The sequence below is a fragment of the Pseudomonas sp. Choline-02u-1 genome (assembly GCF_002836515.1).
GTDB lineage: Bacteria > Pseudomonadota > Gammaproteobacteria > Pseudomonadales > Pseudomonadaceae > Aquipseudomonas.
The window spans coordinates 128,353-154,419 of sequence record NZ_PJBC01000061.1 but is presented as its reverse complement, the minus strand read 5'-3'; the positions used below and the strand labels follow the sequence as shown (position 1 = coordinate 154,419).

Genomic DNA, 26,067 nt, shown 5'->3' with positions numbered 1-26,067 from the left:
TCAGGAAGCCAATCAAGGATCAGTGAAACAGCAGCCCTCCAGGGGCTTTCATTTCTATCCTGGCTCTAAATCATCGATAAAGATTCACATTAATGTGGACAACTCTAATTAGCTCTTGACTCGTATGTCGATGGTCGCTGATATACGCCCATTTCATCTGGTGATCGCATGTCGCACCTTGTTGATGCACGGGAAAATCGAGATCAGCTTTGGCGCGCAGTTTAACAACGATGTCGGAGATACCTGGCTTCTTGACATATTCGAGAACATACCCACGGCTTTGTCGCCCAGTGGAGTAGCGGGAAACCAGTTGTTCGATAGCTTGTGCATGGTAAGCGGGCCCTGCATATATCTTTGCTTCGGCCAGGCGTCGCTGTGGACGCTTAATACTCTCTGATCTAATTGTCAGGTCGACGTGACCATTGCTATAGCTCTCGCGCTCTACAGAAAGCCCCGGCATGCTCAAAGCGGCAGCAAAAAATGCGGACAATTTCTCTTCACAATCTTCCGACAAGTGCTGTGCTTCAGCTTCCATGCGCTGTACGGACTCTTCAATGTGACGATCTAGAAAGTCATCAAACTCCTGCTCAGATTTAGATTGGTACAGCATCCGCATAACTGGAAACCAACTGAACAGTGTTTGTAGGGTATCACCCATGCATATTTCCCCTAACATCCTGGAGTGTCCATCGGATTGACAGACGCTCTGCCCAATCACTTTCTTCTCGGTGCGCGTTAGCAAGATTATTTACCGCGTCGAAATCCATCGGCAGTCGGGCATCATTAAGGAACTCGCGACGCAGAATACCCACGTCGTTAGTGGACAGTACGTTCAATATAGGGAACAAGATGTTGCTGACGGACAGCCCAGTTGATTGCTCTATTTCAACCAAATCAGAGAGTCCTAACTTGTTTCGGCCTCGCTCTAAATGATCAAAAAGAGCGTCTACCGCTTGCGACCAGATACCTGCAAAACCGAACTTCTCCTGTATGACTTTACGGGAGCGTTCCCTTGTCATCCCACCACGGCGTGCTTCAACAGCATCTCTGGGTTGATAGGTAGCATCGAACACCATGTCAGTCAGCCAGCGTTTGAAATTTTGATTGTCACTGAACTGCTTGAACAGCTCTGTGTGGTCAGACAGCAGCTCCAGTACCACGCGGTTTAGCGCCTTGTCGTGCTCCAGCTTGGCGTTTTGCTTGTCGGAGTTCGCCTGCGCGTTCTGGTAGGCCTTGTCCTGCGCCACGCGCGCCGGGATTTCCTCGGCGATGACCATGCGGATCTTGTCTTCGTCCTTCCACTCGATGTTGCCGAACAAGTCGTTGAAGGTCTTGATGATCGCGGAAAGCTTGTCGGTGTTTGCCTCGCCCTTGCCGCCAGCGCTTCCAGGCGGTACTGGATCGACTGTGGCGTCTACGTCGGCCATAGCCATCATAAGCGCCGCTTTGGCCTCCACCCGGTAGCTGTCCATATCGATGGTCTCCAGCACTCCCTTGGAGAGGTCTTCCTCTTTGGGTGCGGGTAGCTTGGGGATTAGGAAGTTCAGGAAGATCGAGAGCTTCTCCCACGTGGGGTGGCCGTAGCTCAGGATTGCAGCAAGAAAGCCGTAGCTGCGCACGAAGGCCTTGGCTTTACCCTTGAACTTGACCTGATCGTCCTCCCCGAGCTCGTCCGTGTATTCGGCCACGCAAGAATCAAGGATGGGGTCGATTTTGTCCCGGTCTGCACCGCTCACGTAGAGCGCCACCAATTCCTCTACCTGCTGCCAGCTATACACCTGTTGCCCGTCGAGTTCGGCCTTCAGGTCGTGCAGCTTGTTGGCATCGGTTTCGCCTGTCTGGATGGTGGCGCGGTAGTAGTCCTGGAACGCCGTCTTCACTGCCTCGCCATTGTCGGCGAAGTCGAGCACGAAAGTGTCATGCTTCTGCGGATGGGCTCGGTTCAAGCGTGACAGGGTCTGAACAGCCAGCACGCCCGCCAGCGGCTTGTCCACGTACATCGTGTGCAGCAAGGGCTCATCGAAGCCGGTGACAAACTTGTTGGCAACGATCAGGAAGCGATACGGGTCTTGCTTGAGATTGGCCGGAATGTCTTTGCTCGGAAACCCATTGAGATCAGCCTCGGTCTTCCTTTGACCACTGATCTCAAAGTCACCAGAGTACGCCACGATGGCCTTATGCGAGCTCTTGATCTGCGTGAGGTAGTCCGATACCTCGCGCCAGTAGTCGATGGCACGCGCGATGCCGTTGCACACAATCATCGCCCTCGCCTTGCCGCCGATCTTCTGCTTGCCCGCGACCTGAGCGATGAAATGATCAACCATGATCTCGGCCTTGCGGCGGATGGCCTTGTCGTGCGACTCGACGTAGTGGCGGATCTTTTTAAGCGCCTTCACCTTGTCGAATTCCGGGTCGTCCTCCACCTTCTTGGCCACTTGGTAGAAGCTGTTGTAGGTGGTGTAGTTCTCCACCACGTCGAGGATGAACTTCTCCTGGATGGCCTGCTTGGTGGTGTAGGTCAGCTCCTCTGGCGAGCGGAATTGCATTTTGTCGCCGGTTAGGGTTTTCTCGCCGAACAACTCCAGCGTCTTGTTCTTGGGCGTGGCAGTGAACGCGAAGTAGCTGGCGTTGGCGAGCAGCTTGCGCGAAGCGATGCGCTTCTCAATCTCCGTGTTGACCGCATCCTGCGTGCTGTCCTCCTCGAACTCCTCCTCGGCGACCTTGCCGCCGAGGGCTTCGTGCATGCGCGCCGTAGTCTTTCCGCCTTGGCTGGAATGCGCTTCGTCAATCAACAGCGCGAAGCTCTTGCCGGAGAGGTCGCCCAGCTCATCGAGGATGAACGGGAATTTCTGCACCGTGGTAACGATGATCTTCTTACCCCGGCGCAGGTACTCTCGCAGCTCCTGCGCGTTGTCGGAGTGGCCGAAGATCGCCGCCACGTGGTCGTAACCCTTGATGGTGCGGGCAATCTGCGTGTCCAGCGCGCGTCGGTCGGTGATGACGATAATGGAATCGAACTGCGCCGTCATCGGGTCATCCTTGCGGCGCAGCTCCACCAACTGGTGCGCCAGCCAGGCAATCGTGTTGCTCTTGCCGCTGCCTGCCGAATGCTGGATCAGATAGCGCTTGCCCACTCCGTCGCTATGGGCGCGGCACAGCAGAGCACGCACCGTGCGCAACTGATGGAAGCGCGGGAAGATTTGCTTGCGCTTCTTGCGTTTCTTGCCACCAGCGTCCGCTTCTTCCTCCTCCACCACCTGCGCGTAACTCTCGATGATGTTGGCCAGCGACTCGCGGGTCAGCACCTGCTTCCACAGGTAATCGGTCTTCAGACCCTCCGGGTTGGGCGGGTTGCCCGCGCCGCTGTTCCAGCCCTGGTTGAAGGGCAGGAACCATGATGCCTTGCCCTTCAGCTCGGTGCAGAACGCAGCTTCCGAGTCATCAACCGCGACGTGCGCCACGCAACGGCCCAACTGGAACAATAGTTCCTGCGGGCTGCGTGTGGTCTGGTACTGGACGATGGCGTCGGCCAGGGTTTGCTTGGTCAGCGAGTTCTTCAACTCGAAGGTCAGTACCGGCAGGCCGTTGATGAAGATAGCCAAGTCCAGCTCGTTACCGGAATCGTTGCTGTAGCGCACCTGCCGAGTGACGCTAAAGATGTTCTTGCCGAAGGCGTCCGCTGCGGCGGTGTTGCCCGGTGTGGGCAGAAGCTTGTAGAGATCTACGTGCACCGGCCCGTGGCTCACGCCCTTGCGCAGCACGTCCACGACGCCGCGCTTGGTGATCTCGCCTTGCAGCCGGTGCAGGAACTGGGTGCGCTTGATGCCGTCCGCTGCCAGTTCCAGAGTCTCTACTGCCTTGGGCTGAGTGGCCTGCAAGAAGGCGAGCAACTGCGTCACATCCAGCGCCACGTCGCGGTTGTAGTCGATGGGCTTGCCCTGCACGTAGCCGTTGTGGGTGGCGGCGAAGTCCGTGGGAGCCAGCTCATGGCTGTACTCAGGCTGCGGCACGCCGGTCAAGCCCCGCACAACGCGCGCCTCGAACCAGCGCTCACTGGTGTCAGTCTTCGCCATCGCTATCCTCCTCTTCGGTCACATCTTCCTGTGCATCGCCCAGCACGCCCAGCGCCGCGTCGTCCATCACGTCGTCAGGGCCGGGCTGCCAGCCGCGCACGTCCACTTGGCCGGTGACGACATCGGCAATTAGACGGTCACGGTATTCGCGGATCAGTTTGATTTCTTGTTCGGTGCGGGCGATGGCGTCATCCAGCGGCGCGCTCTCTGTCTTGATGTGCGCAACGATGGCCTGCTGCTCATCTACGGTCGATGGCAACGCCACAGGGAAGCGTCCCAGTACAGTTTCTGCGATGGCGGGATACGCGATACCGATGGAGTTCGCCACCACCCGGTTCACAAAGGCACTGCTCTGGATGACGTAACCGAGATATTCGGGCTCAACACTTGTGCCAGGCGTGAGCACCGCGAAGCCGGTAGATGCGATCAGGTCATCCGCGTCCTCACTGACATACCAAATGGCCTTCAGGTACGTCCGCACAGTCGAGATGATTGTGTCGCCTCGGCGTAGGACGCGACGCGCTCGGGACGGGGCGGACTCGAAACGGATACGTTCAAGTTCCTTCGCTAATCGCCCGGTTTGCACCGAGCCGATGTCCACGTAGCGGAATTCAAAATCCGGATTGGTCTTTTCGCCCAGAGTGCTGGTATTTAGCCTCACCCAACGTTTGAGTGGCTTCACTTCCCAATGCTCCGGCACATTGCCCAGCCATTTGATGCCGGAAGGCTTCAGCCTAACTGAAGGGGCGAGGCCACGCGTGACTGCGTGGTCGATGATGCGCAGCTTCTGTTCGGTGAGTAGCTTGATGAGATCGCGCTTAACCTTGATGAAACGGGCGATTTGGGTATCCTGCGCGCGCAGATAGGCGACGATCTGGTCTTGCTCTGCTGGCGGCGGCACTGGAATTGCTATCTGTCCAAACTGATCAAAATATAGCCTGAGGCGCATATCCATTATGCCCCTCGATCTCAATTTGAACTGTTGTAGATATTTTTTCGTTCTAAATAGAAAATGGTAATAGTCAGTGTTGCATGACTTTATTGGTCTCAAAATGTCATAGGCTGGACTGGTAACCCCTTCGTAATGGGACACACCGATAGCACCCATCCAAGCGAGGAGCTTGTTGCAAATTATGTCTCCCTTTTTGACAACCCAGTATCCATCGGTAGTAGAGGCTTTGTTACCGCGTTGCTCAAGGCTTTTTCTCGGCCTCACGCCAATATGAGTGTAAACAGATAGCAACTCCATCCGGTTATTAGCTGGAGCTTTTTCAATTATTAAGCGGAACATTTGCTTTGTGCGCAGGACAGCCCACGACTCTGGTAAATGTTCGAACCATTTCAGACCAGTTCGCTGGTAATTCGGATAGGGGCTAAACATTACGTCTCTGCCCCTACGATTTTATGCAGCAAACCTTCACTCTGCTGCTCCAGCGCGAGGATATCAGCGCGGATTTCCTCTAGCGTGCGCAAGGCCACGGGCTTGTAGAAGTAGCGGGTGAACGAAATTTCATAACCGATCTGGGTTTTTTCCCTGGCGATCCAGGCATCTGGGGCATGCGGCAGCACTTCGCGCGCAAAGAAGGCATCGATACCGCCAGGCTCTTTCAACGGCACCTGCTCGGTGTCGCGTAGTTCGGTGTCGGATTCATACTCCACAACTTCGCGGTGGTTGTGTTCATCCAACAAATAACGGCCATCGTTATTTCCCACAAAAGGGTCAGAGGCTTTGAGTTTTATTCGTTTGGCAATAACGGGCGGAGCTGTTTCATCTCGCCAGCTTACAACCTTGTAGATGGCCTTCTTCTCCGGCGCGCCGAGCTTGTCGCCCTGCGTCTTGAGTGCGGCATCGAAGCGGTTGCGGAACTCATTGTGGTCGTCGAAAACGGCGCTGCCCAATGCCTGCTGCGCCCGTCGCGCCACTTCCATCAGCCCCTTGTCGCGTTGCCAGGTTGAAGCGTCAAGCAGCTTCTTACGGCGTTTGGCAGGCACTGCTTTGCGGGCGGCAGTGGACTCACTGTCATCGCTGTCTTCGTCGTCTTCGTTCTCGTCCTCGCCTTTCAGCCACGCCTCGATGGCTGATTTGCGTTTGGCAAACTCGCTATAGAGCGCCTCACCGTGGGTGGCGTAGATCTCGGCGCGCAGTGCTTCGTCGCCGGTGGCAAAACGCATGGGCTCGATGCGTTCGTCGGAGAGCTGGCTTTTTAAGCGCAGCGGGCGCTCGACGGTGATCTTCCAATAGCCGAAGTCTTGGGTGTCGAACCATTTAGACTGGGCGGTCTCCTGTGCCTCGCCGAGGTAGAGGTCGAGGATGCAGGCAATGTCACCACCACTCAGTTCGCAGTTCTTCTTGCCGAGGTTGCGGCGCAGCGGCTGAAACCACTGCGATGCGTCTATCAGCTGCACTTTGCCACGGCGCGCTTCAGCCTTCTTGTTGGCCAGCACCCAGATATAAGTAGCGATGCCGGTGTTGTAGAAGATGTTGAGCGGCAGTGCGATGATCGATTCTAGCCAGTCGTTCTCCAGTACCCAGCGGCGGATGTTGCTCTCACCTTGGCCCGCGTCGCCGGTGAATAGCGCCGAGCCGTTATGCACCAGCGCGATGCGGCTGCCCAGCGGCGTGTTGTGCTTCATCTTTTGCAGCTTGTTCACTAGGAACATGAGCTGACCGTCACTGGAACGGGTAAGGAGTTTGAACTCAGACTCCCCCGCGTGGTTAACAACAAAGCGCGGATCGTTGAATTCCTTTTTGCCGCCCATGCGCTCCAGATCGGTCTTCCAACTCTTGCCGTAGGGCGGGTTGGAGATCATGAAATCGAATTCGCGCGAGCGGAACTGGTCGGCGGACAAGGTGGACTTATCTGCGCCACCAACAATGTTCTCGGCCTCTGCACCCTCGCCTTTAAGGAGCAAGTCAGCCTTGCAGATGGCGTATGTCTCGTCGCTGATCTCTTGGCCGAACAGGTGGATGGAAACTTCCTTAGCGTGCTCCTCGGCCAGTTCGTGCAACGTTTCTTCAGCAACGGTCAGCATTCCGCCTGTGCCGCAGGAGCCGTCGTAGAGCGAATAGGTGCTGGATTCGATCCGGTCAGCCACCGGTAGGAAAAGCAGCTTGGCCATGAGCTGCACTACGTCGCGCGGGGTGAAGTGCTCCCCTGCCTCTTCGTTGTTGTCTTCGTTGAATCGTCGAATCAACTCCTCGAACACCGTCCCCATGCCGTGATTGTCCATTGCGGGCAGCCTGATTCTTCCGTCGGCATCCTTCACCGGCATCGGCGCGAGATTGATCTCGGGGTCGAGGAAGTCGTCGATCAGGTATCCGAGGACGTGGGAATCCACTAGCTTCTGAATCTGGTTGCGGAAGTTGAACTTGGTGAGGATCTCCTGCACGTTGGGCGAAAAGCCGTCCAAATATGCAATGAAATCATCGCGCAGGCGCTGGCCTGCCGCGCTGGCCTTCAGCTTGGCCAGGGTGAATTCAGAGACGTTGTAGAACGCCTGATTGGCAGCATCACGTAGTGCACCGTCCTGCTCTGCCACGTTGTGGATATCGAGGAGCTTCTTGCGCTCCAACACGGAGTCCTTAGTAGCTTGTAGCACGGCATCGAGCCGTCTCAGCACTGTGAACGGCAGGATCACATCGCGGTACTTGCCGCGCACGTAGACGTCGCGAAGGCGGTCGTCAGCAATGTTCCAGATGAAGTCAGAAATCCACTTGATCTGGCTTTGGTCTTGAATCTTTGCGGGGCTCATTGTTGGCCTTGAATTCGTGGCTAATAGCTATCGGTCGGCAAGGTGTAGCGTTGCCGATAGGTATTAAAATCATTGATGTGATGCGTCTGTCTGGTGGCTGGAACAGTCCTTGTCATTTTGGCCCGGTAGGGTACGCATATCCGTTGCTGTAAAGAAATACACTTGGGTTTAGTAGCACATATGAAAGGAGTCTGCCTATTTTAATGGTTGACGTACATCCATACCTTCATAGATGTTGGCTATGAAATGTGGCGAAGCCACTGATACGTCTTGGCGATGGATTGGTAGCTACAATTGTGTGTGATTGGGACGATTTATGAAGCTGGTTCGGGACGCAAGAACCCTTAAATATAAGGCCCTCTGCTCTCTTCGCAAAGGGATGCAGGCTTTCAATAGTTTTGACGACGATGGCCGTATCACCACGGTGCTACTGCATCTTCAACATGCCTGTGAGATGTTGCTGAAGTCCATATTGGTGCAGAACCAAGCCAAGGTTTTCGACAAGGAGGCGGGGCGCTCGATTAGCTTCGATAAATGCCTTGGGCTCTGCACCGCGCACTTTGGCCTGACGGCTGAGGAAGCCGGTGCAATGCGTGCGATTGATAGCTTGCGCGATGCGGCTCAGCACTGGTTTGTCGTCGTCGCCGAGGATCTGCTGTATCTCAACACGCGCGCATTGATCACGGCTTTTGATGCTTACCTTCAGCGTGCCTTGGAGGATGCCCTGATCAAGCACATTCCTGCTCGGGTTCTGCCGGTCTCGACCATGCCCCCAGGAGATTTCGAGTTCCTGGTAGATCGTGAATATCGCTTGATCCGGGATTTGCTAGTGCCTGGTCGGCGGCATCGGGACGAAGCTCGTGCCCGGATTCGTTCCCTGCTCGCCATGGAGTCGATTGCTGTGGAGGAGGTTGTCATATCCGAGCGCGACATTGACCGTATCGAGCGGGCAGTGCGTGCAGGGCAAGACATCCTAGAGGTTTTTCCTCGGCTATCCACTGTGGGTACGCGCACTGATGGTGAGGGAGTAAACCTAGTCGTTCATTTCTCTAGGAAGGAAGGTGCGCCTGTGCGTTATATCGGCGGCGATGACCCTGCCGACGCGGCGGCAGTGCGTGAGCTGGATCTTCAGAAAAAGTTCTACTTACGAGCGGCACAGCTGGCGGACAAATTGGGTCTGACGCAGCCCAAGGCCAAGGCATTGCGAGCCCACCTGGGGATAGACGATGACGTCAGCTGTCGCCATGTCTTTGAGTTTGGATCGACGAAGATTCAGTGCTTTTCGGACAACGCATTTCGCCGCATGCGCGAGGCTCTGGACAACCTCGACATCGATGAGCTCTGGCGGGCGCGTCCGCGATAGGCCGCGCAAGCTTAAAGCTCCACCGTCAGCGCATTGATCCCCACCCCTGCGCAAAACCGCCCCACCGCTGGCAGCGAGCGTTATAGTCTCACCGGCTCACGCCGCGAGCGCACCGGTAGCCATTTCACCCCAAGGCGCAGTTCCAACCGCCAGGCCTCGCCTTCAGGCAGCACGCGAAATTCCCGCGCAGCCTCGCTCTCGACCAGCGCTACCAGGGTGTCCTACTCCACCGTTTTTATTCATTTTTTAGTCCCAACAGCGCTCGGCTTGAGGACTCAGGCTAGTGGACGAAACGCGCTGCAACCAGTTCCCCCCTTCTGGGCGACCAGCGGCTGGGGTGTGGTCACCAGTCCCCAGCGGGACTAACGCCAAGCGCGACCTGAATGAGGGGGTCGATTGACCATAACGTCCAGTTACGCGTAAGCCGATGCGGCGGATCGAGGCCAGCGAGGCGATCACGGGTATTGGCCTACACTTGTTCGTGGTTACGTCCGGAGAGCGTCATGAACCCGCAATTGCAAGCACAAGTCTTAGAGATAATGGGAGCGCCGCAGCGTAAATCCTTGGATACGTTTATTCGAGAAGGGGTGCCGCTCATAGCCCTTGAGTACCTAGCGCAACGCGGTGTCAGCGCCGTCGCTGTCGGCGTGCTCACGTCTCGGACTCTGCACCGCCGACGCGTCAAACGGGAACAGCTTTCCCGCGCGGAAGGGGATCGGCTATACCGAGTGAGCATGATCTTCCTCCGATCCGAGCAAGTGTTTGGCCACCCCGACAAGGCGTCTCTCTGGCTCAGCACCGTTCACAGCTTCTTGGATGGCATGACGGCGTGGGAGGCTGTGGCGACTACGCCGGGCTATGCCGCTGTGCTCGACAGTTTAGAACGCATCCACCAGGGGTTTTTTGCTTGAGTGAACGAGGTTGGTCGCTGTTTGAGCTCAAGAGCACCTATGGCAACAACGCTGTCGTAATTCACAGTGACTCAAATTTCGGCCCACAGAGCTTGGGCTGAGCCCAAAATTCGTCCAACTAGGCAAAAGGCTCCTTTCACGAGCCTTCGCGGATTATATCGTCACACCAGAACGACATTTTCGGGAGCGATCTTCGCGGCGATTACACTATAAATATCAGTATCAACCTCCGGGACTTTGATCGAAATAATCAGCGCATACCGTGCCGGGCTGTCATACCGCTCCAAGGCTCCTCTGGTTTTCCACCATCCCAATGACGGGTACACGGCAAGATAGCCACGGCTTGCCAGCTCAGCTGCAGTGCCATTCCAAGTGTCCTGATGAAGTGAACCACGATGGCGTTTCTGTTTGCCTAGAATCCATGCCGGATCATTGTCTTGGTTCGGCACTCCATTTTCATCATCAAGCGCAGCGGCATTTACCCTGGCTCTGAACCGAGGCACATCTTCCGTCGGACGTTTTACGTCGAAGCGAAGACCGTGGGATTCATATCGATAGCGAGACCTTCCACGGGCGGATGGATTAGGTTCGATGAAGTAGGACAACGTAACGGTCATTTCAACGTCGGTTGCCCCCAATGCTTCAAGTTCATCCTTGGGCCAGGGTAGCTCGTGCAGGTGCATTTCTCGTGGAGAGGGGTCTTTCCCTCTCAACTTTTTAAAGGGTTGGAGGGTGTCCTCGACAACCAGCGTCAGCGAGTTTGATGCGCTCCATTTAGCTCGATCCAGGCTGGGCACGCCAAAGCCACAATGCCTAACCAGACGTTCGTAATCCTGTTTTGTTGGATTACGATTTTGCGGAAGAAACATCTGCTTCATCGCATCAGTCCATTCAGCAGAATGAACGATCAATGCCCTGATGGTTTCAGGCCAGCGCCCTGGGTACGCAGCCATTAGCTGAGCTGCCATCCGGGAGCAAAGCGAGGTCGCGGCGCTGGTGGCAGTGGCCAATGTCAGATGGCGGTCGACTGGGCGATTATGAGTGGTCAGCAGTGACAGCTCCCCTGCGGTGGCAGGGCCAAGCAGCTCATCATGGATCAGATTGCCTCCCTCGAAGAGCACATCTGGTTTCAGGGGATAATGGCTGATCCAGTTCTGCGACGTTGTGCTGAATGGGCTCAGGCCTCCCTGTGCGGCGACAGCTCTCAAGCCTGGTGCGAGCTCTACTAGATCGGTAAACGCTCCGACAGTTAATGAATTCCAAGCCTGTGCAGGGTCGCAAATACCCATCAATGTATTGCTACTTGGGTAGTCCATCCATTTGTTGGATTCTCGAATGTTACCTGCCGATACAACGAATAGTCGTGGGCTTGCTCCCTGTGCATCTGCGTCGAAGGCAAGCCGATCGAGAGCCGATGACCAGGATGACGGGCGGCCCCGATCTCGACCGTCCACGGTAGTAACTGCCATGCTGAACAATCGTGTTCTTCGGGGCGCAGTTATCTCAGCCCTGGATACAGCTTCGACTGTATTGAACCCGAAATTCTTCTCATCTCCAGCATTTGCTCCGTCGCTTGGTAGCAGCTTCACAGACTCAAGGCGATGTTCAATGATCAGAGGTTCCGCTGATTTTAATGTATGGGTTAAATCACCATAAAGGGCTAGTCCAGCCATGCTGGTGCCATGGCCATGGCGATCATCAATACCCCAATCCGGCTCGATAGTGTGAAGGTCTGGTTCCACAAGTGCTGGATTTAAAAGTGGGTGCCCGTGGTTCACACCCGTATCAAGGATGCAGATGTGCGGAGTATGCTCTGAGGCGGTGAAGGTTGTTCTGCCTAGAAGTTCAGCAGCCCATTCGTGCTGCTCTGCAGGTGTAAACGAATCAAAAAAATCTGCCGTTTCCTTTGCCCTGCGTAGTTCAGCGATGCTGTTAAGAGTCAGAACTGACTGCTGTAGTTGTGCTTTGCTGCATTGTATTGTCAGCACTGTTCGTTCTGGGAAATTAAGCCTTCCCTCCAGTACTCGAATACCAAGTAGCTGAGCGGCCTGCATGAAGCCTGCAGCTACCAGGTCGCGATTATCCCTGACGGGTAACCAAGCCTCCCACCATATAATCTCGTTTTCGTCTGTAGGAAAAAATGCTGGAGCATCCGTCCACAGCGCCTCTAGTTGAGCCACGTGGATGGATTGAATCGTGTTGACTAGGGCTTTATGGTCAAGGCTTCGACCTGTAGAACCTTTACGATCATCGAGGTACTCGATGATGACCCGTTCAAAATAATCGAGCTTGCCATCCGGGACGAACACGGTCGCAAAGCCTTTGTCTCCTTCTTCTTTATAATTGAGAAGCTCGATCCCATTGGGTTTATTCGCCAAACTTTCAAAGGCTAGTTTGACATCAGCAAAGCTTTCAAATTGAATGCGAAGGCCTACGCCGTCTGGAATGCCAAGTGCCGCTTGTTCTTCTTTTGCCTGTTCCGCAATTGGGCGGATCTGCTGGAGTTGTTCGCGCAAAGCATTGCCGTGTAGGGCACGGTCACGAACAGGTAGCGGTGGAGGCTTTACTGGAACGCGATGGGAAGTGAACGGCTCTGGGGATGAAGTATTCTGGGGAAACAGGTGCGGGAGGTTTTCTCTGCGTTGATCCGTCATCGCGATACCGCTCTTTGAATTATTTGTCGATTAGTATTTTCTTACTGATCAGCTTCCGCTCTTCCAACATCTTAAAAATATCAGCATCCGTAATTGATACCCGATCATGAATAATTGCATCTTTGAGGGTGTCGTCTGCCGCCCGTGCGATGTCGGCATAGCTCAGACCTATTGCCCTATCGGCGAGCTTCGACCAAGCCAAGCGTTTCGGTTTAAAGATGGATAAACGATTTTTTAGCACAGCGATGATCTGAGCGGCTTCAGGAAGTCCGTACTGAATCATGTCGTCAAACCGTCGGAACAGTGCATAGTCCAAAATCTCGGGGTGGTTTGTAGCCGCAATTATCAGGCTGTGGGACTGATCCTGCTCCAGCATTTGCAAAAAGCTATTCAACACGCGGCGTATCTCTCCGACGTCATTGGCTTGGCCACGTTGCGAACCTATGGCATCGAACTCGTCGAAAAAATAGACACCCCGTACTTCCGTTATGGCATCAAATACCTGGCGCAGTTTGGCGGCGGTCTCCCCCATGAATTTGGTAATCAAGGCGTCCAGTCGCACAACAAACAGTGGGACACCCAACTCACCTGCCAATGCAGAGGCGGTCAGTGTCTTTCCAGTGCCTGGTGGCCCGACCAATAACAGTTTCCGGCGAGGTGAAAGCCCATGGGCACGGATCTTCGTATGGTTCTGCTGTTCTTGGATGATCCGATGCAAACGCATGGCAACCTGGTCATCCAGGATCATGTCGGAAAGTCGAGCTTGTGGATAAGAGGCTTGGAGGAGTCCGACCAGCTCACCACGTGGTTGGCTGATAGGGATCGTCTTGTTCGGTACTTTTGAAGAGGGCCGAGCCTTCGCTGCATCGATCAGAGCTTTGAGCTCCTCTGCCAGTTTTCCGTGGCCAAGCTTTGCCTCGTGCGCTGCCACCTGCATCGCAACGGAGAAGAAGTGGCTGTCATCACCAGTGATGTGGGATTTGAGCAGGGCTTTGAGCTGATCGGCGCTTGCCATAGGTTGACCTCATACTAGCCCTGCATTATAGGCTTGATTAGCTTTGCCTTGGAGAAAAGTAGCTTCTGCACAGCAAAAGGCTGGCTTTCACTAGGGATAAATTCTGTGACGTTCGATGGTCTGGAGGGAGTATGCGTGTGAGCCATGTCCAAGCTGTCATCTTTGATGCGTTCGGTACCGTCATACGGATCGAGAACGCGCGCCATCCATTTCGTCAGCTTCTCAAGCTCGGTATCGCGCAAGGTCGGCGTCCGAGGCCGGATGATGCATCGGCGCTCATGAGCCATCCTTGGAGCCTTGCGCAAGCTGCCGATCACTTCGGCATTGATGTGCCACCGACTGAGCTTGCACGTATCCAATCCGAGCTTGACGCTGAGCTGGCCGGTATCCAACCCTTTGCCGACGCCCTCGCCTGCATTGAGGCACTGCAAGCGCGTGGTCTGAAAGTGGCGGTCTGTTCAAATTTGGCCCGGCCCTATGGCGCGGCTGTTAAGCGCATCTTTCCTGGCTTGGAGAGCTACGGCTTCAGCTATGAGATAGGGACGCTCAAGCCAGATCGGCGGATCTACGAGACAGTGCTGACTGAACTGGCTGTAGACGCCTGCAAGGTGTGGATGATCGGGGATTCCCAGCGTTGTGATCGAGACGGGCCAATAGCCCTTGGAATCAAAGGGCATTATCTAAACCGGACTGGAGCAGGATCGCCATCTGACTTTCACGATTTGATGGCTTTCAAGCACGCCGTGTTTGAAAGCCGATCGGCTTGATCTCCCAGTTACATCTACAGTTGTGCAGCACCAGTAACGTTTAGCCGATGCAGGTCAGAGACCCAGGTCAATAGCAGCTAACTGGTCAATTTGTGGCGACGTTGCATCTCCTTGCCCGGCAATTGCCAGTAAGCGCTCTCGAAGTACTTCCGAGTATGGGCGATGCTTCGTCGGTGCAGATATAGGCTGAATGTTCCTTAAAGGTGAAGTAACGGAGGCCTTGCTGCCATCCATAGCTTCTCCAGTGACGATCAGATCATTGGGCCGAAAGGTACCTCTGCCCGCTGTCACGCTTCCAATTAGATTGGAGAAGTATTCCTCAAAAAGCACCTCAAGCTTCCCTGATTGGGTCAGATATGCCAAGAGTAACCATGGATCGTCACTAGTAGGCGAGCCACCCCACCATATGCTCAGCTCTGCGAGATGCTGAAGCACGGCACTGTCTTTTTCAAAGACATACCAAACCGATGGGGCTGTGTGCCTGCGAGCTGCTGCATGCTCATACAGCTCCCTAGCAACACCGGCAGGATCCCGCCAGCCGCTCCCTTGTTTGCAAAGGACGAGGGCGCTCGGTTGCCTGCGCCGATGAATCTTCTCCATTTCCTCTCTGAACCCAAGAACGTACAAGCAATCCCCCAACCTGCTGGCTTAAGGTTTCTAAACGGGTTAGGGACTCTGAGGAACAGAGTCCCGAGCGAGGTAACGGGGATGGATGTCAGGTCAGGAGTCAGCAAAAATGGAATCAGTAATACCTCGCAAGCGCGCAGCGATAATCGGATCGGGAAGCATAGGAATCGACCTGATGTACAAGGCGATGCGCTCTCATCATCTGGATCTCAGAATGGTGATCGGACGCAGCTCCAATAGCGAAGGCTTGGCTAGGGCCCGCGAATTGGGCATCGCTACTTCGTCAGATGGTATTGAGTTCCTGGCTCAACACGCCACTGAGCTCGATATTGTTTTCGACGCGACGTCTGCTCAATCGCACAGAATGAACGATCAGGTATTTCGCAGGGCTAACCTCCTGGCGATTGATATGACCCCGGCAAAGCTCGGCGCAATTTGCGTGCCTTCGATCAACCTCGACAGCATCGCCAGTGAACGCAACGTGAATCTGGTTACTTGTGGCGGCCAGGCGAGTATTCCGTTGGCGTACGCGATTGCTCAATCGTTCGAATCTCTGGAGTACATCGAAGTTGCTTCGACCATCGCATCGGACAGCGCCGGACTCGCGACGCGGGAAAACATTAATCAATACATTTTGACCACCGAGCAAGCGTTACGACACTTTAGCGGTGCGGGTTTAACCAAGGCAGTTCTGAACATCAATCCGGCCAAACCTGGCATCGACATGCAGACGACGGTATTTGCCAAGGGCCGTTACGAATGCATCGAGAAGGTGCGGGCTACTGTCAGGCAGATGGTTGCTCGTGTTCAACAATACGTGCCTGGCTATCAGATGGTACTGGAACCAATCGAGTCGAAAGGCCACCTGGCAATGAGTGTAACGGTGCGCGGTAGCGGTGATTACCTTCCCGCCTATGCAGGCAACCTCGACATCATCAATTGTGCCGCGATTGCAGTAGCCGAATTCCACTCTGCCTGCTGGGAGCGTAGCGCCGCATGATTACCATTACTGATTGCACTTTGCGTGATGGCAACCATGCTGTCCGCCACCAACTCTCCAAAGAACAGATTCGCCTATATGCCGAGCAGGCCGACGTTGCAGGAATCGATGTAATTGAAGTGGGTCATGGCAACGGACTAGGCGGTTCTTCGGCCCTTCTGGGGCTGAGTAACATTGACGATCGGGAAATGCTTGAAACTGCCAGATCGGCCATCCAACACGGACGTCTGGGTATTCACTTCATCCCCGGGTTGGGTAAGTCGACTGATCTTGAAATGGCTATTGAAGTCGGTGTGGATATTTTCCGTATAGCCAGTCACTGCACGGAAGCCAACATTACCGCTCCCTATATCGAGTCGGTCAAGAATCAGGGCAAGACCGTCTACGGTGTCTTGATGATGAGTCATATGGCGGAACCAGATTTGCTGGCCGAGCAGGCGTCGCTCATGGCGAGCTATGGTGCCGATGCCGTTATCCTGATGGACAGTGCGGGTTACCTGACCCCTGATGATGTGCGCTGGCGAATTCAGGCTATACAGGAGCTTACCGACACCAAGCTTGGCTTCCACGCGCACAATAACCTCGGCATGGCGGTTGCAAACTCGCTCGCTGCTGTCGAGGAGGGTGCTCAACTGCTGGATGCTTGCATCAAGGGCTTTGGCGCAGGGGCTGGCAATACGCAGCTGGAGACTTTGATCGCCGTGCTGAATCGCTTGGGCTATCGGACCCAGTGTTCCTTCGAATCCATCGCCAGGCTGGCGCGCACCTCGGAACAGTATCTCGATTGCCTGACGCCGCACATTGGCGCGGCCAATATCGCTAGCGGAATTTACGGACTGTTCTCAGGGTTTGCTCCGCATATAAGGCGCGCCGCGGAACAGTTCAGCGTGGATGAATATCAGCTCTATCAATTGTTGGGTCAACGCAAGTTAGTGGCTGGACAGGAAGACATCATCGTCGAGACCGCGGCCAGACTTTCTACTGCCAGCTGACTTCATTTCAGGAATTAAGTCGATGTCTGTTACTGATAAGCAGGGTCTTCGCACGCCCTTGATTCATGAAAAGGTAGCGTACTGGGCAACTGAAACACCTAGTGCGATTGCTGTACGCAGTGCCTATGAAACACTGACTTACGCGCAACTGGATCGCGAGACCAGCGCTTTGGCTCGCTATCTCGGTGAACAAGGAATACAAGCGGGAGACCTCGTCGGGATATTTCTTCAGCCCTCTGTCTCAACCCTGGTCTGCATTATTGGCATTCTCAAAAGCGGTGCCGCTTATGTACCACTGGATACCGCCAATCCCGCCTCCAGGCTGACTTTGATGATTCAGCAGTTGGCGAACCTCAAACTCATTTTTACATCCGAAAAGGCCGCTGGTCTGCTTCAGGACTTGCCGCTTACCGTCGTCGCGATCGAGTCCTTGCGCCAGGAACTGGCGGCAGCCCCTTGCGCCGCTGCGATGGTGTCGCCTGCCCAGGAAGATGATCTTTGCTACACCGTATTCACGTCGGGCACCACAGGTATTCCGAAAGCAGTTGCGATCACCCATCGCAGCTGGGCGAATCTGATCAGTTGGCATGTTGCCGAATACCGCCTTGACCAAGAAGCCAACGGCCTCCTGGTATCGGCATTCGGTTTCGACATTTCCCAGCGCAGCCTTGTAACGCCTCTGTACAGCGGTGCGGCGATTTCACTCACGAGCAGTGCCATGTTCGACGGGTACGAGATCGTCGACCTCATTGAGCGTCACCAGATTCGCAGTATTCATCTGGCGCCAAGTTCTCTCTACGTAATCATCCAGGCCGGCCAGGCGGGTGATCGTCTCGCGACGCTACGGCATTTGTTCATCGGAGGTGAAGCACTGGCTGCCACCCGGGTGATGGAGTGGGCGCGGAAAAAAGGCTCAGCCTGCAAGCTGATTCACCAATATGGTGTCGCCGAGTGTACCGATGTGGCTACGTCCTATTCGATGTCCAACTACGAGTCCTATCTGGTTGAAGGCATTCCGATGGGAAGCCCCGTCGGTAACTGCCGGGTAGACATACTTGATGACGACGACCGACAGGTTTCGATCGGTGATATCGGTCAAATCGTGATCTCCGGCATTGGGGTAGGCAGAGGCTATCTGAACAACTCGACCCTGCAGGCAGAACGCTTTCGGGAAATATCCATCGATGGCGTCCTACAGCGGGCGTACTTCACCGGTGACTACGCTCGGCACCTGTCTGAGGACAAATCTGTGTGTCTGGGAAGACGGGATAACCAGATCAAGATCCGAGGGATGCTGGTGAATCTGTCCGAGATCGAGAACGGAGTTCGCAACGCCTTGCCAACTGCCGAGGACGCTATTGTCCTGAACACTCAAGCCGTACCTGACCAGGATCCCGAGCTGACTGCCTTCGTCGCGACCGCTGACGCACTTCCACCGATCCGCGATATCGGTCATCGGCTCGGGCGTCTTCTGCCCCGCCACATGCATCCGCGCCGCTATGTGGCGTGCAAACAGTTTCCCCTTACCCAGAACGGCAAGATTGATCGGCAGGCTCTGTTGAGCCTGGCCTGAACCAAGCGTACGCAACATCCAAAAAAGGAAGCATCACATGAGTCAGATGGATCAAAAAATATCTGCAACGACTGGATTACCTGCAAGCGCGGTGATCACTGATGACATTCAGAAGGATATTGAATTCTTCGAAAAGAATGGCTTCATTGGTCCGATCAAACTTTACGAACCGGATGAAGCGGCAGAAATCCTGCGCGCACTACGCGCTGCGAACCATGATCGTTCGCACATTCTTTACGACAACAACATGAACTATGACCGACATTTCGATATCCCCGAATTGTCCCGTCACATCATGCACCCAACAATTCTGAAGTACCTTCGCGGCATTCTGGGTGCCGATCTGCTGTGCTGGCGCTCGGAATGGTTCGCGAAGTTTCCTGGCGGCCGGGGTACCGAATGGCATCAGGTTCGTGACTACAGCTACACCGATGGCAATCCGCTCATTGTCCCGACTCAGACAGATTGGAATGCCTATATCGATCTGACGGTATGGACCGCGTTCACACCCGCGACGAAGGAGACTGCATGCATGCGGTTCCTGCCGGGATCGCACAAAAAGTATTACTACGACGAGAAGAAATGCGTCTCTACGGGGCGTAACGGTGAATACCAGCACACCCAGACCGACACCGGATTCTTCGGTTACGACTTTTCCGAATTCAAGGTCGACCCATCCTGGGATCCTGAAAGTGCAAACCCGGTGGACATGGAGCTGCAAGCCGGCGAGTGCGTGATTTTCACAGCGTCCTGTGCACACGCTTCTCACGACAACACCACCGAACGGCAAACCCGTCTGGCCATTTCCGGTCGCTATGTTCCGACCCATGTACGGGTTTATCCCGATCTGAAGACGTATAACGCGCACGGCGAAACATTCGACCTCGCCGACTACGCGACGGTGCTTGTCTCCGGTGAGGACACCTACGACCACAACAAAATTCGCAACGCCAATAACCGCGGGCAAGCGTTCTCGTTCTCTGCGAAAGAGGAGAAAACTCCATGCTGAACGCTATTCACAAGATCTGTGCAGACGTCCTGAACTATCCGCAGCTGAAAGTGGATGAGGACTTCTTCGACGTAGGTGGTCACTCCCTGATGATGGCCGAGATCCAACGCCAACTGCATGACGATCTGAAAGTTCACATCAACATGGAATCACTGTTCCGAAACTCCTCGGTTATCAAATTGAGTAAGGCCATTCAACCAACGCTGACCGAGCAAACGGCCTAACCCCGGGCCGGTCTGCGTCAGCTGCGTGGACCGGCTTAACTGGAGAAAAGATGATGAAAACCTTTGCATTGCTGGAGCAGCCACAAACCGGCGACGCTGCCGACTTGAGCTTCAAGCGCAGCTCGCTGTTCGCCGCGTTCATGAGCCGCGCAACCCAATGCGCGCCGGTCACCGCCGACAAGATCGAGGCGGGCCTGCAGCTGAACCGGCTGCTGGAAAACGGCCAAGTGCACTTCAATACACTCGAAGATGGTTCATTCGAAGCCTTCTATGGCCCATCCAGCGATGCCGCGGTGCAGATCTCGACCCAGATTCCATTCTGGTCGGAAAAGATCGTCGCGCGAATTCGAAAGAGTGTGCGTCAGTCCCAAGGCGCAATTTGTTCGCTGAAGCTGTTCGATTCGCAAGAGTCCATCGATGTATTCGTAACGGACTGGAGCTCCTGCACGGCAGCCTGCGCCATCGCAGTACACAAATATCACTGGTTCACACGACGGCTGACCGAACGCCCCGATGCTGACAACTATTTCACCGGTGCCTATGTCCGCAATCCATTGACTGGCGATCTGATGTCCGTGTGGGTCGCCGATTGGGTGAAACCCGACTTCGGTACAGGTGCCGTTCTGGTTAATCCTGCTCACAACAAGACCGATCTTGAGTTCGCCAGGCAGGTCGGTTTGCCGATTCGCTTTGCTCTTTCTCTTGATGCGCAGGTCGATGAGCACTCGATGCCAACCCCGCCGGTGCTGAAAGCTGGTTTCGCCATCCGCACCGGTTGGCTTGATGGCAAGCCCGCGATGGACGTCCACAACAACACGATCAACGTCCTTCTGCGCAAGGGTAGTGCCCGGTTGCATGAAGATAAACGCATACCTGGCGAAGTGATTGCCCGAATCGAGCAAACTTCACCAGACAGGGCTGAGCTGTATTGGAGTCCCCAATACGGGACTTTTCATCCGGACGCCACACAAGGATTACCCGTTCGGGTGGATTTCAGTCCGAGTTTTCAGGCTGCGGTGACCACGGTTACACACCGGCCGGATCATCTTCAGGTCGATGCGGCAATCCAGAAGAAAAACATAGGCGTGCTTGCCGGACTGATCTTTGATTTGGGTGGCCTGGAGGCGTTTGTCCCGCTGACGCTACTCGAGTCTGTCGAGTATGCCGGTAGCCGCAGCGATGGCGATCCAGCGGTGGATCTCGCGCTGTTGGTCGGCGAAGAACCTGAAAAGGTGTTGGTGATTCGCAAGGCGTTAATCGACCAGATCGACAGCTTCCTCAATGGTTGCCAGAAGCTTTCGACTCGTTTGGGAGAGAACGGCGCCCTGCCCCCCGCTCAAGTGACTACCGCGCTGACTCAGGGCGATCCCGTCTCGGCCTTCCGGACCTTCTACCAATGGCAAAAGCAGATGGTCGCTAATGACGAAGTCATTGATCAGTCTGCTTACACCTCGATTCTTTCTACATTTGGCCTTGAATCGGCCTGAAAACAAGAGATCACGACATGGAAATCTTCCTCTACGCGTTCAGCGTCATGTACAGCCCCGGCCCTGTCAATGTAATGGGCCTGAACGCCGGACTTACCGGACAGTTTCGCCGCACCGTCGGGTTTTTCATCGGCGTAGGCTGCGCGATGTTCGCGTTGTTCCTTATTTTTGGTTACACGGGCGAAGCGTTGATTTCTCGTTCCGTACTGCCCTATCTGGCGCTCATCGGGGGGCTTTACACCTTGTACCTGGCGTTCAAGGTGTTTACCTCAAAAGTGGTTTTGCCCGGGAAAACTGAAGACACACAGGCGGCGGATAAACCACTGACATTCTGGAACGGCTTTTTGATCCAGGCGTTGAATCCCAAAGGGATGATGGTGGTTCTGCCCATCACGACTGTGATGTTTCCGGCTGCCCATGTCACCGGTATCAGCATCGCGGTTGTATCGACCATGATCGCTTTGGGCGGCGCCGGCGCACCGGGAATTTACTCGTTGCTGGGTGCAGTGCTGGGCAAGCGAATCACCAAGGAGTCTTACTTCAATTTCTTCAATCGACTGATGGGCATCGCTCTGGCCATCTGCGCGGCCTTCATGCTCTACGACTTTTACGTTCATGCTCAAGGACTCTGACATGCACAAGCAACAGCCTGTGACCAATTGGGACACCGTCCCGGTAGAGCAGTTGAGCGACCTGATAGCCCGCCAGATCATCGGCGGTAATGAATTGATGATGGTCAAGCTGACAATGAAGGCCGGCGCCATCGTTAAGCATCACAGTCATCCCAACGAACAGATGACTTATATCCTCAAAGGCAAAATCCGCTTCACTTACGGACTGGAAATGGAACAAAGCACTATCTTGTGCGCGGGAGACGTTCTGCACTTTCCAGCCAATATTCCGCACGCTGCAGAGTGCCTGGAGGACACCGTCGACCTTGACGTGTTTACGCCGCCCCGTCGCGACTGGTTCGCAGCGAATGGCAATGCCTATTTCGAGCCGCCGGTCGAGGCGCACGATGAGTAGCCCATCCTCGACCAGATGGTTACAGAGAACCGTGCAGCCGACAGCTCAAAGTCGATTGCTTTGTTTTCCGTTTGGCGGCGGTAGCGCTTCGTTCTACAGGGACTGGCAATCGCTACTAGGTCCGCAAATTGAAGTTTGCGCCATACAGCTTCCGGGACGGGAAGCACGTTTCGGCGAGTTGTTCATCACCGATATCAATGAACTTTTACCGCCATTGATGCAGGCTGCCAGCGATCTGTTTGATCTGCCATTGCACCTGTTCGGGTACAGCCTGGGAGCTGGCATCGCGCATAAATTCACCACTCACTGCGACACTCTTTATCCCGATGCGCAGATAGTGTCGCTTACGGCGTGTGCAAGTTCCGCAGCTCCCGCCGATCGACTGCATTCATCAACGATGACTGACGAGCAGTTCATGGACTACATCATGGGGCTCGGAGGCCTTCCTCATGAAGTTGCGGCAAACCCGGGCTTACGTGCGATTGCCCTGAGGACCCTGCGTAGCGACTTCGCCCTTTCAGAAAGCATCAATCTCGCTGACGCTGATCCGGTTTCGATACCCGTTCTTGCCATCGGCGGCGATGCCGACCCTTCTGTTCCGATCGCCGGTTTAAAAGCATGGTCCAGCAAAACCAAGGGGAATTGTTTCCAGCAAATGTTTCCCGGCGACCACTTTTTCGTTCGTCAGAACCTGCCGAAGGTCATGGAAAGCCTGCGAAATTTTATCGCCTTGTAACTCAACGGATTGCCTTTGAAATGGATTTCATTCACGTGTTTCTCAACATCACCACAGGTGCATCGTTGATTTTGATGATGCCTGGCCCTACCAACACTTTGCTGATGACATCCGGTTACACCTGCGGCCCAGCCAGAACTTTGCCGCTGATCGCCACTGAAGCGTTGGGCTACAGCATTGCAATCAGCGCCTGGGGGTTCGTACTCATAGCGTTATCCGCACGGTACCCGGGTGTGGGAACAGCCGTGAAGTTACTGTGCGCGGCTTACCTCGCTTACCTGGCTGCGCGCATTGCTACAACGAAGCTAATGGCGAGCGGGTCCCGCCGCCCGGCAGTGAGCCCAAAGTCACTGCTGACCGCCACGCTGCTTAATCCCAAGGCCCTCCTGTTTGCCTCTGCGGTATTCCCACGAGAAGTTTATGGAACGGCGCAACTCTATAGTTGGGCGCTGCTGTCCTTTGTCCTGATCGTGGTACCGATCGGGCTTGCCTGGGCCTGGCTGGGGCAGGTCGTGCGGACAGCACCAAGCCATGCCATGCAGCTCTGCGTGCCCAAGCTGATCGGGCTGTCACTGCTTTCGTTTTCCATTTACCTGACCTTATCGGCACTTGAATGAATACTGATGAAGCATTACGAGTGATCTTCCATTCCCACGGGTCGCCTTCCGTACTTGAGTACCAGTCTTCGACCGTCAACCCGTTGTGCCCGGGAGAAGTGAGAATCCGCAATCAGGCGATCGGTGTGAATTTTATCGACACCTATTTTCGCTCCGGCTTGTATCCCCCTCCGGCATTGCCCTCAGGATTGGGAACCGAGGGCGCCGGTACAGTGATCGAATGCGCAGAGGATGTGACGCACTTTCGGGTCGGGGACAGGGTTGCTTACGTTCAATCGTCGCTTGGTGCTTATGCTACGCAACTCTGTGTAGATCAAACCCGACTGGTTCACCTGCCGGACGATGTCAGTTTCACAACCGCCGCGGGCGGGTTGCTGAAGGGGCTTACAACGATCTGCCTGTTTAATAAGGTCAGTCAGCCGAAGAGCGGCGATACGGTTCTTTTTCATGCCGCAGCCGGCGGTGTGGGCTTGCTGGCATGCCAATACGCCAAGCGCAAAGGCATCCGCCTGATAGGCGTAGTCTCAACTGAAGCCAAGGCGCAATTGGCGCGTTCGGCGGGAGCCTGGGCGACGATCCTTGCTGGCGAAGACATCGCTCACCAGGCGCGGCAGTTAACAGGCGCTCAAGGGGCGAAATTCGTCTACGATTCAGTCGGACGCTCTACTTGGCAGGCCTCGCTGGACTCCACTGCTCCATGCGGACATCTCATCAGTTTTGGCAACTCATCAGGGCCCGTTGAAAACGTGGCGTTGGCGCAACTGGCCCGCGCTGGGTCACTTACGGTCAGTCGGCCCATATTGTTCGACTACATCAGCGATTCGGCGGTATTGCGAAGCCTTGCAGAAGAGTTTTTCCAATGCCTGCGTGAGGGTATGAAGGTTCGAGTGGGTACTACCTTTGCGCTTTCAGAAGCCGAGCGAGCACACGCGTTGTTGGAGAGTCGTAACACGACGGGGTCTATCGTACTCATACCTTAGGTTGAAGCTGCGGATGGGAAGTAGTCTGCTCTTCAAAAAAAGACAGCGCGGTGCTAGCTTCCTGAAAGCTGGAAACGCTTGTTTTCCTGCCAATCGTCAGACGTTAGACCATTCAGCTAAGGATCAGCACTATGTCAGGAATATTCAAAAGCCAGGTGAACCGGCCATGATTGAGCTTCCATCTCCAAAGGATTGGGTACGACATTCGCCTCACACCTCAAAACTCGAGCGGTTGGAAGCATTTTTCAGCGCCCATGGTTTTGACCCTCATCGGCATGACACTTACGCCATTGGCCGGACGCTGTCGGGCGTGCAAAGCTTTCGCTATCGTGGGGAAAATCGAAATAGCCTGCCAGGGGAAACCCTTGTCCTGCATCCCGATGAAGAGCATGACGGCCATGCCGGTAGCGATTCGGGGTTCCGTTATCGAATGCTCTATATCACCCCAGAGCTGGCTCAACAGGTACTGCACGGTAAGCCCCTGCCGTTCCTGAAAGGGGGCATTTCAAATGATCCGCGGTTCGCTGCTGCGACTGACAATATCCTCTCTGCGCTGGATGACCCCCTTGATCCGCTGGAGGAAGATGACGCTATCTTTCAACTCTTCACCACGCTGCAGGCTGTATGTGGCGAGCGTGCAGCTACAGGTGCCAGTTGTTTCACGGCGGCCGATAGAGCTCGTGAATACATGAACGATAATCTGCAGCAACCAGTCAGCCTGGATGATCTTGCCGAGTGTACTGGGCGAGACAAATGGAGTTTATCCAAGGACTATCGGGTCTACTTCGGTACAAGTCCACACCGCTACCTGACAATGCGGCGACTGGATCGAGTAAAAGCCGCAATCTTTGCAGGTAGGTCGCTGGTGGAAGCCTCGGTTGAAGCAGGTTTTTTTGATCAAAGCCATATGACCAAGCAGTTCAAAAAAGCATTCGGAGTATCACCTGCGCGCTGGTGCCGCTCGAGGGACAGGGATCTGATTTGAGTAGGTTGGTCTGAGTGTGAGGGCACTGTGATTTTCTCGATCCGTTATTTCGCGAATACTCACGCAAAATGGTGACTGCACAAATTGCGATATTGTTGCAGTTGCAGTCGCAGTCGCAGTCGCAGTCGCAGCCAGTGCCCCACAGCTTTTCCACTTCCTCTGGAATCAACCAGAATTTAAAAGTTCTCCTACGCTTCGGTAATCGGGGGGCTTTGTCGTCGAGCGACGTCACTACTGCCAAAACAATATTCACGCGGCGCGCACAGTATCGCGAT

Annotated in this window: 22 protein-coding genes and 1 pseudogene; 15 read left to right on the top strand and 8 right to left on the bottom strand. The window is 54.9% G+C overall.

Going from position 1 to position 26,067, the window contains the following annotated elements; genetic code table 11:
* Positions 1–70 precede the first annotated feature (70 nt).
* From CXF97_RS18445 to CXF97_RS18430, 4 genes are read right to left on the bottom strand one after another with little or no spacing between them, the layout of a single operon-like run.
* Complete coding sequence (locus tag CXF97_RS18445; RefSeq protein ID WP_101159731.1) at positions 71–658, bottom strand: hypothetical protein; 588 nt, start codon at positions 656–658, stop codon at positions 71–73.
* Positions 651–4,073 (bottom strand): type I restriction endonuclease subunit R, encoded by a 3,423-nt coding sequence (locus CXF97_RS18440; RefSeq protein ID WP_101159730.1) that lies wholly within the window; start codon positions 4,071–4,073, stop codon positions 651–653. Before CXF97_RS18440 ends, CXF97_RS18445 begins: the two co-directional genes overlap by 8 nt.
* Positions 4,060–5,454 carry a restriction endonuclease subunit S gene (locus CXF97_RS18435; RefSeq protein ID WP_101159729.1) on the bottom strand — a complete coding sequence of 465 codons (1,395 nt, stop codon included), beginning with the start codon at positions 5,452–5,454 and terminating at the stop codon, positions 4,060–4,062. The genes CXF97_RS18440 and CXF97_RS18435 overlap by 14 nt, the downstream gene beginning before the upstream one ends.
* Positions 5,454–7,826, bottom strand: coding sequence for a class I SAM-dependent DNA methyltransferase (locus CXF97_RS18430; protein WP_101159728.1), 2,373 nt, complete (start codon positions 7,824–7,826; stop codon positions 5,454–5,456). The genes CXF97_RS18435 and CXF97_RS18430 overlap by 1 nt, the downstream gene beginning before the upstream one ends.
* Before the next feature lie 316 nt (positions 7,827–8,142).
* Here CXF97_RS18430 and CXF97_RS18425 point away from each other — a divergent pair, with 316 nt between their 5' ends.
* Positions 8,143–9,189 (top strand): hypothetical protein, encoded by a 1,047-nt coding sequence (locus CXF97_RS18425; protein ID WP_101159727.1) that lies wholly within the window; start codon positions 8,143–8,145, stop codon positions 9,187–9,189.
* Positions 9,190–9,200: 11 nt separating this feature from the next.
* On the opposite strand, the pseudogene CXF97_RS28510 reads toward CXF97_RS18425, so the two are convergent.
* A pseudogene (locus tag CXF97_RS28510) lies at positions 9,201–9,404 on the bottom strand (hypothetical protein).
* Positions 9,405–9,692: 288 nt separating this feature from the next.
* On the opposite strand from CXF97_RS28510, the gene CXF97_RS18415 reads away from it, so the two are divergent.
* Positions 9,693–10,100, top strand: coding sequence for an antitoxin Xre/MbcA/ParS toxin-binding domain-containing protein (locus CXF97_RS18415; protein WP_101159726.1), 408 nt, complete (start codon positions 9,693–9,695; stop codon positions 10,098–10,100).
* A gap of 161 nt (positions 10,101–10,261) precedes the next feature.
* Here the strand turns inward: CXF97_RS18415 and CXF97_RS18410 are convergent, their stop codons facing one another.
* Both CXF97_RS18410 and CXF97_RS18405 read right to left on the bottom strand, forming a co-directional pair.
* Positions 10,262–12,754 (bottom strand): S8 family peptidase, encoded by a 2,493-nt coding sequence (locus CXF97_RS18410; protein ID WP_256589867.1) that lies wholly within the window; start codon positions 12,752–12,754, stop codon positions 10,262–10,264.
* 19 nt (positions 12,755–12,773) lie between these two features.
* A complete protein-coding gene (locus tag CXF97_RS18405; RefSeq protein WP_101159724.1) occupies positions 12,774–13,769 on the bottom strand; it encodes an AAA family ATPase in 996 nt (331 codons plus the stop codon).
* 137 nt (positions 13,770–13,906) lie between these two features.
* Here CXF97_RS18405 and CXF97_RS18400 point away from each other — a divergent pair, with 137 nt between their 5' ends.
* Complete coding sequence (locus tag CXF97_RS18400; RefSeq protein WP_101159856.1) at positions 13,907–14,536, top strand: HAD family hydrolase; 630 nt, start codon at positions 13,907–13,909, stop codon at positions 14,534–14,536.
* 54 nt (positions 14,537–14,590) lie between these two features.
* On the opposite strand, the gene CXF97_RS18395 is transcribed toward CXF97_RS18400, so the two are convergent.
* Positions 14,591–15,136 (bottom strand): hypothetical protein, encoded by a 546-nt coding sequence (locus CXF97_RS18395; RefSeq protein ID WP_256589865.1) that lies wholly within the window; start codon positions 15,134–15,136, stop codon positions 14,591–14,593.
* Positions 15,137–15,272: 136 nt separating this feature from the next.
* Between CXF97_RS18395 and CXF97_RS18390 the strand changes: the two genes are divergently transcribed.
* The 12 genes from CXF97_RS18390 to CXF97_RS18335 all read left to right on the top strand — a co-directional run bounded on the left by CXF97_RS18390 (position 15,273) and on the right by CXF97_RS18335 (position 25,792).
* The gene (locus CXF97_RS18390; RefSeq protein WP_101159723.1) at positions 15,273–16,163 is read left to right on the top strand and encodes an acetaldehyde dehydrogenase (acetylating); all 891 of its coding nucleotides are present in this window, start codon (positions 15,273–15,275) and stop codon (positions 16,161–16,163) included.
* The gene (gene dmpG / locus CXF97_RS18385) at positions 16,160–17,155 is read left to right on the top strand and encodes a 4-hydroxy-2-oxovalerate aldolase (RefSeq protein WP_101159722.1); all 996 of its coding nucleotides are present in this window, start codon (positions 16,160–16,162) and stop codon (positions 17,153–17,155) included. The genes CXF97_RS18390 and dmpG overlap by 4 nt, the downstream gene beginning before the upstream one ends.
* Positions 17,156–17,177: 22 nt before the next feature.
* Positions 17,178–18,728 carry an amino acid adenylation domain-containing protein gene (locus CXF97_RS18380; protein ID WP_101159721.1) on the top strand — a complete coding sequence of 517 codons (1,551 nt, stop codon included), beginning with the start codon at positions 17,178–17,180 and terminating at the stop codon, positions 18,726–18,728.
* 37 nt (positions 18,729–18,765) lie between these two features.
* The gene (locus tag CXF97_RS18375) at positions 18,766–19,737 is read left to right on the top strand and encodes a chlorinating enzyme (protein WP_218239551.1); all 972 of its coding nucleotides are present in this window, start codon (positions 18,766–18,768) and stop codon (positions 19,735–19,737) included.
* Positions 19,731–19,961 (top strand): acyl carrier protein, encoded by a 231-nt coding sequence (locus CXF97_RS18370; RefSeq protein WP_101159720.1) that lies wholly within the window; start codon positions 19,731–19,733, stop codon positions 19,959–19,961. Before CXF97_RS18375 ends, CXF97_RS18370 begins: the two co-directional genes overlap by 7 nt.
* 53 nt (positions 19,962–20,014) lie before the next feature.
* Positions 20,015–21,448, top strand: a complete 1,434-nt coding sequence (locus CXF97_RS18365) for a class I tRNA ligase family protein (protein ID WP_157830913.1) — start codon at positions 20,015–20,017, stop codon at positions 21,446–21,448.
* Between the two features lie 17 nt (positions 21,449–21,465).
* Positions 21,466–22,080 (top strand): LysE family translocator, encoded by a 615-nt coding sequence (locus CXF97_RS18360; RefSeq protein ID WP_101159718.1) that lies wholly within the window; start codon positions 21,466–21,468, stop codon positions 22,078–22,080.
* 1 nt (position 22,081) lies between these two features.
* Positions 22,082–22,474, top strand: coding sequence for a cupin domain-containing protein (locus CXF97_RS18355; protein WP_101159717.1), 393 nt, complete (start codon positions 22,082–22,084; stop codon positions 22,472–22,474).
* Positions 22,467–23,210: a thioesterase II family protein gene (locus CXF97_RS18350; protein WP_157830912.1), complete on the top strand. Its 744-nt coding sequence runs from the start codon at positions 22,467–22,469 to the stop codon at positions 23,208–23,210. The genes CXF97_RS18355 and CXF97_RS18350 overlap by 8 nt, the downstream gene beginning before the upstream one ends.
* 20 nt (positions 23,211–23,230) lie before the next feature.
* Complete coding sequence (locus tag CXF97_RS18345; protein ID WP_157830911.1) at positions 23,231–23,827, top strand: LysE family translocator; 597 nt, start codon at positions 23,231–23,233, stop codon at positions 23,825–23,827.
* Positions 23,824–24,807: a quinone oxidoreductase gene (locus CXF97_RS18340; protein WP_101159714.1), complete on the top strand. Its 984-nt coding sequence runs from the start codon at positions 23,824–23,826 to the stop codon at positions 24,805–24,807. Before CXF97_RS18345 ends, CXF97_RS18340 begins: the two co-directional genes overlap by 4 nt.
* A 166-nt stretch (positions 24,808–24,973) precedes the next feature.
* Positions 24,974–25,792, top strand: coding sequence for an AraC family transcriptional regulator (locus tag CXF97_RS18335; protein ID WP_178081216.1), 819 nt, complete (start codon positions 24,974–24,976; stop codon positions 25,790–25,792).
* The last annotated feature ends 275 nt before the right edge of the window (positions 25,793–26,067 follow it).

Bases quoted from the DNA above. Each gene is read 5' to 3' on its own strand.
- CXF97_RS18410 (WP_256589867.1), bottom strand. From the start codon at position 12,754: ATGACGGATCAACGCAGAGAAAACCTCCCGCACCTGTTTCCCCAGAAT.
- CXF97_RS18355 (WP_101159717.1), top strand. From the start codon at position 22,082: ATGCACAAGCAACAGCCTGTGACCAATTGGGACACCGTCCCGGTAGAG.
- CXF97_RS18390 (WP_101159723.1), top strand. From the start codon at position 15,273: ATGGAATCAGTAATACCTCGCAAGCGCGCAGCGATAATCGGATCGGGA.
- CXF97_RS18375 (WP_218239551.1), top strand. From the start codon at position 18,766: ATGAGTCAGATGGATCAAAAAATATCTGCAACGACTGGATTACCTGCA.
- CXF97_RS18370 (WP_101159720.1), top strand. From the start codon at position 19,731: ATGCTGAACGCTATTCACAAGATCTGTGCAGACGTCCTGAACTATCCG.
- CXF97_RS18340 (WP_101159714.1), top strand. From the start codon at position 23,824: ATGAATACTGATGAAGCATTACGAGTGATCTTCCATTCCCACGGGTCG.
- CXF97_RS18425 (WP_101159727.1), top strand. From the start codon at position 8,143: ATGAAGCTGGTTCGGGACGCAAGAACCCTTAAATATAAGGCCCTCTGC.
- CXF97_RS18350 (WP_157830912.1), top strand. From the start codon at position 22,467: ATGAGTAGCCCATCCTCGACCAGATGGTTACAGAGAACCGTGCAGCCG.
- CXF97_RS18335 (WP_178081216.1), top strand. From the start codon at position 24,974: ATGATTGAGCTTCCATCTCCAAAGGATTGGGTACGACATTCGCCTCAC.
- CXF97_RS18440 (WP_101159730.1), bottom strand. From the start codon at position 4,073: ATGGCGAAGACTGACACCAGTGAGCGCTGGTTCGAGGCGCGCGTTGTG.
- CXF97_RS18430 (WP_101159728.1), bottom strand. From the start codon at position 7,826: ATGAGCCCCGCAAAGATTCAAGACCAAAGCCAGATCAAGTGGATTTCT.
- CXF97_RS18395 (WP_256589865.1), bottom strand. From the start codon at position 15,136: ATGGAGAAGATTCATCGGCGCAGGCAACCGAGCGCCCTCGTCCTTTGC.
- CXF97_RS18380 (WP_101159721.1), top strand. From the start codon at position 17,178: ATGTCTGTTACTGATAAGCAGGGTCTTCGCACGCCCTTGATTCATGAA.
- dmpG (WP_101159722.1), top strand. From the start codon at position 16,160: ATGATTACCATTACTGATTGCACTTTGCGTGATGGCAACCATGCTGTC.
- CXF97_RS18435 (WP_101159729.1), bottom strand. From the start codon at position 5,454: ATGTTTAGCCCCTATCCGAATTACCAGCGAACTGGTCTGAAATGGTTC.
- CXF97_RS18445 (WP_101159731.1), bottom strand. From the start codon at position 658: ATGGGTGATACCCTACAAACACTGTTCAGTTGGTTTCCAGTTATGCGG.
- CXF97_RS18360 (WP_101159718.1), top strand. From the start codon at position 21,466: ATGGAAATCTTCCTCTACGCGTTCAGCGTCATGTACAGCCCCGGCCCT.
- CXF97_RS18415 (WP_101159726.1), top strand. From the start codon at position 9,693: ATGAACCCGCAATTGCAAGCACAAGTCTTAGAGATAATGGGAGCGCCG.
- CXF97_RS18365 (WP_157830913.1), top strand. From the start codon at position 20,015: ATGAAAACCTTTGCATTGCTGGAGCAGCCACAAACCGGCGACGCTGCC.
- CXF97_RS18345 (WP_157830911.1), top strand. From the start codon at position 23,231: ATGGATTTCATTCACGTGTTTCTCAACATCACCACAGGTGCATCGTTG.
- CXF97_RS18405 (WP_101159724.1), bottom strand. From the start codon at position 13,769: ATGGCAAGCGCCGATCAGCTCAAAGCCCTGCTCAAATCCCACATCACT.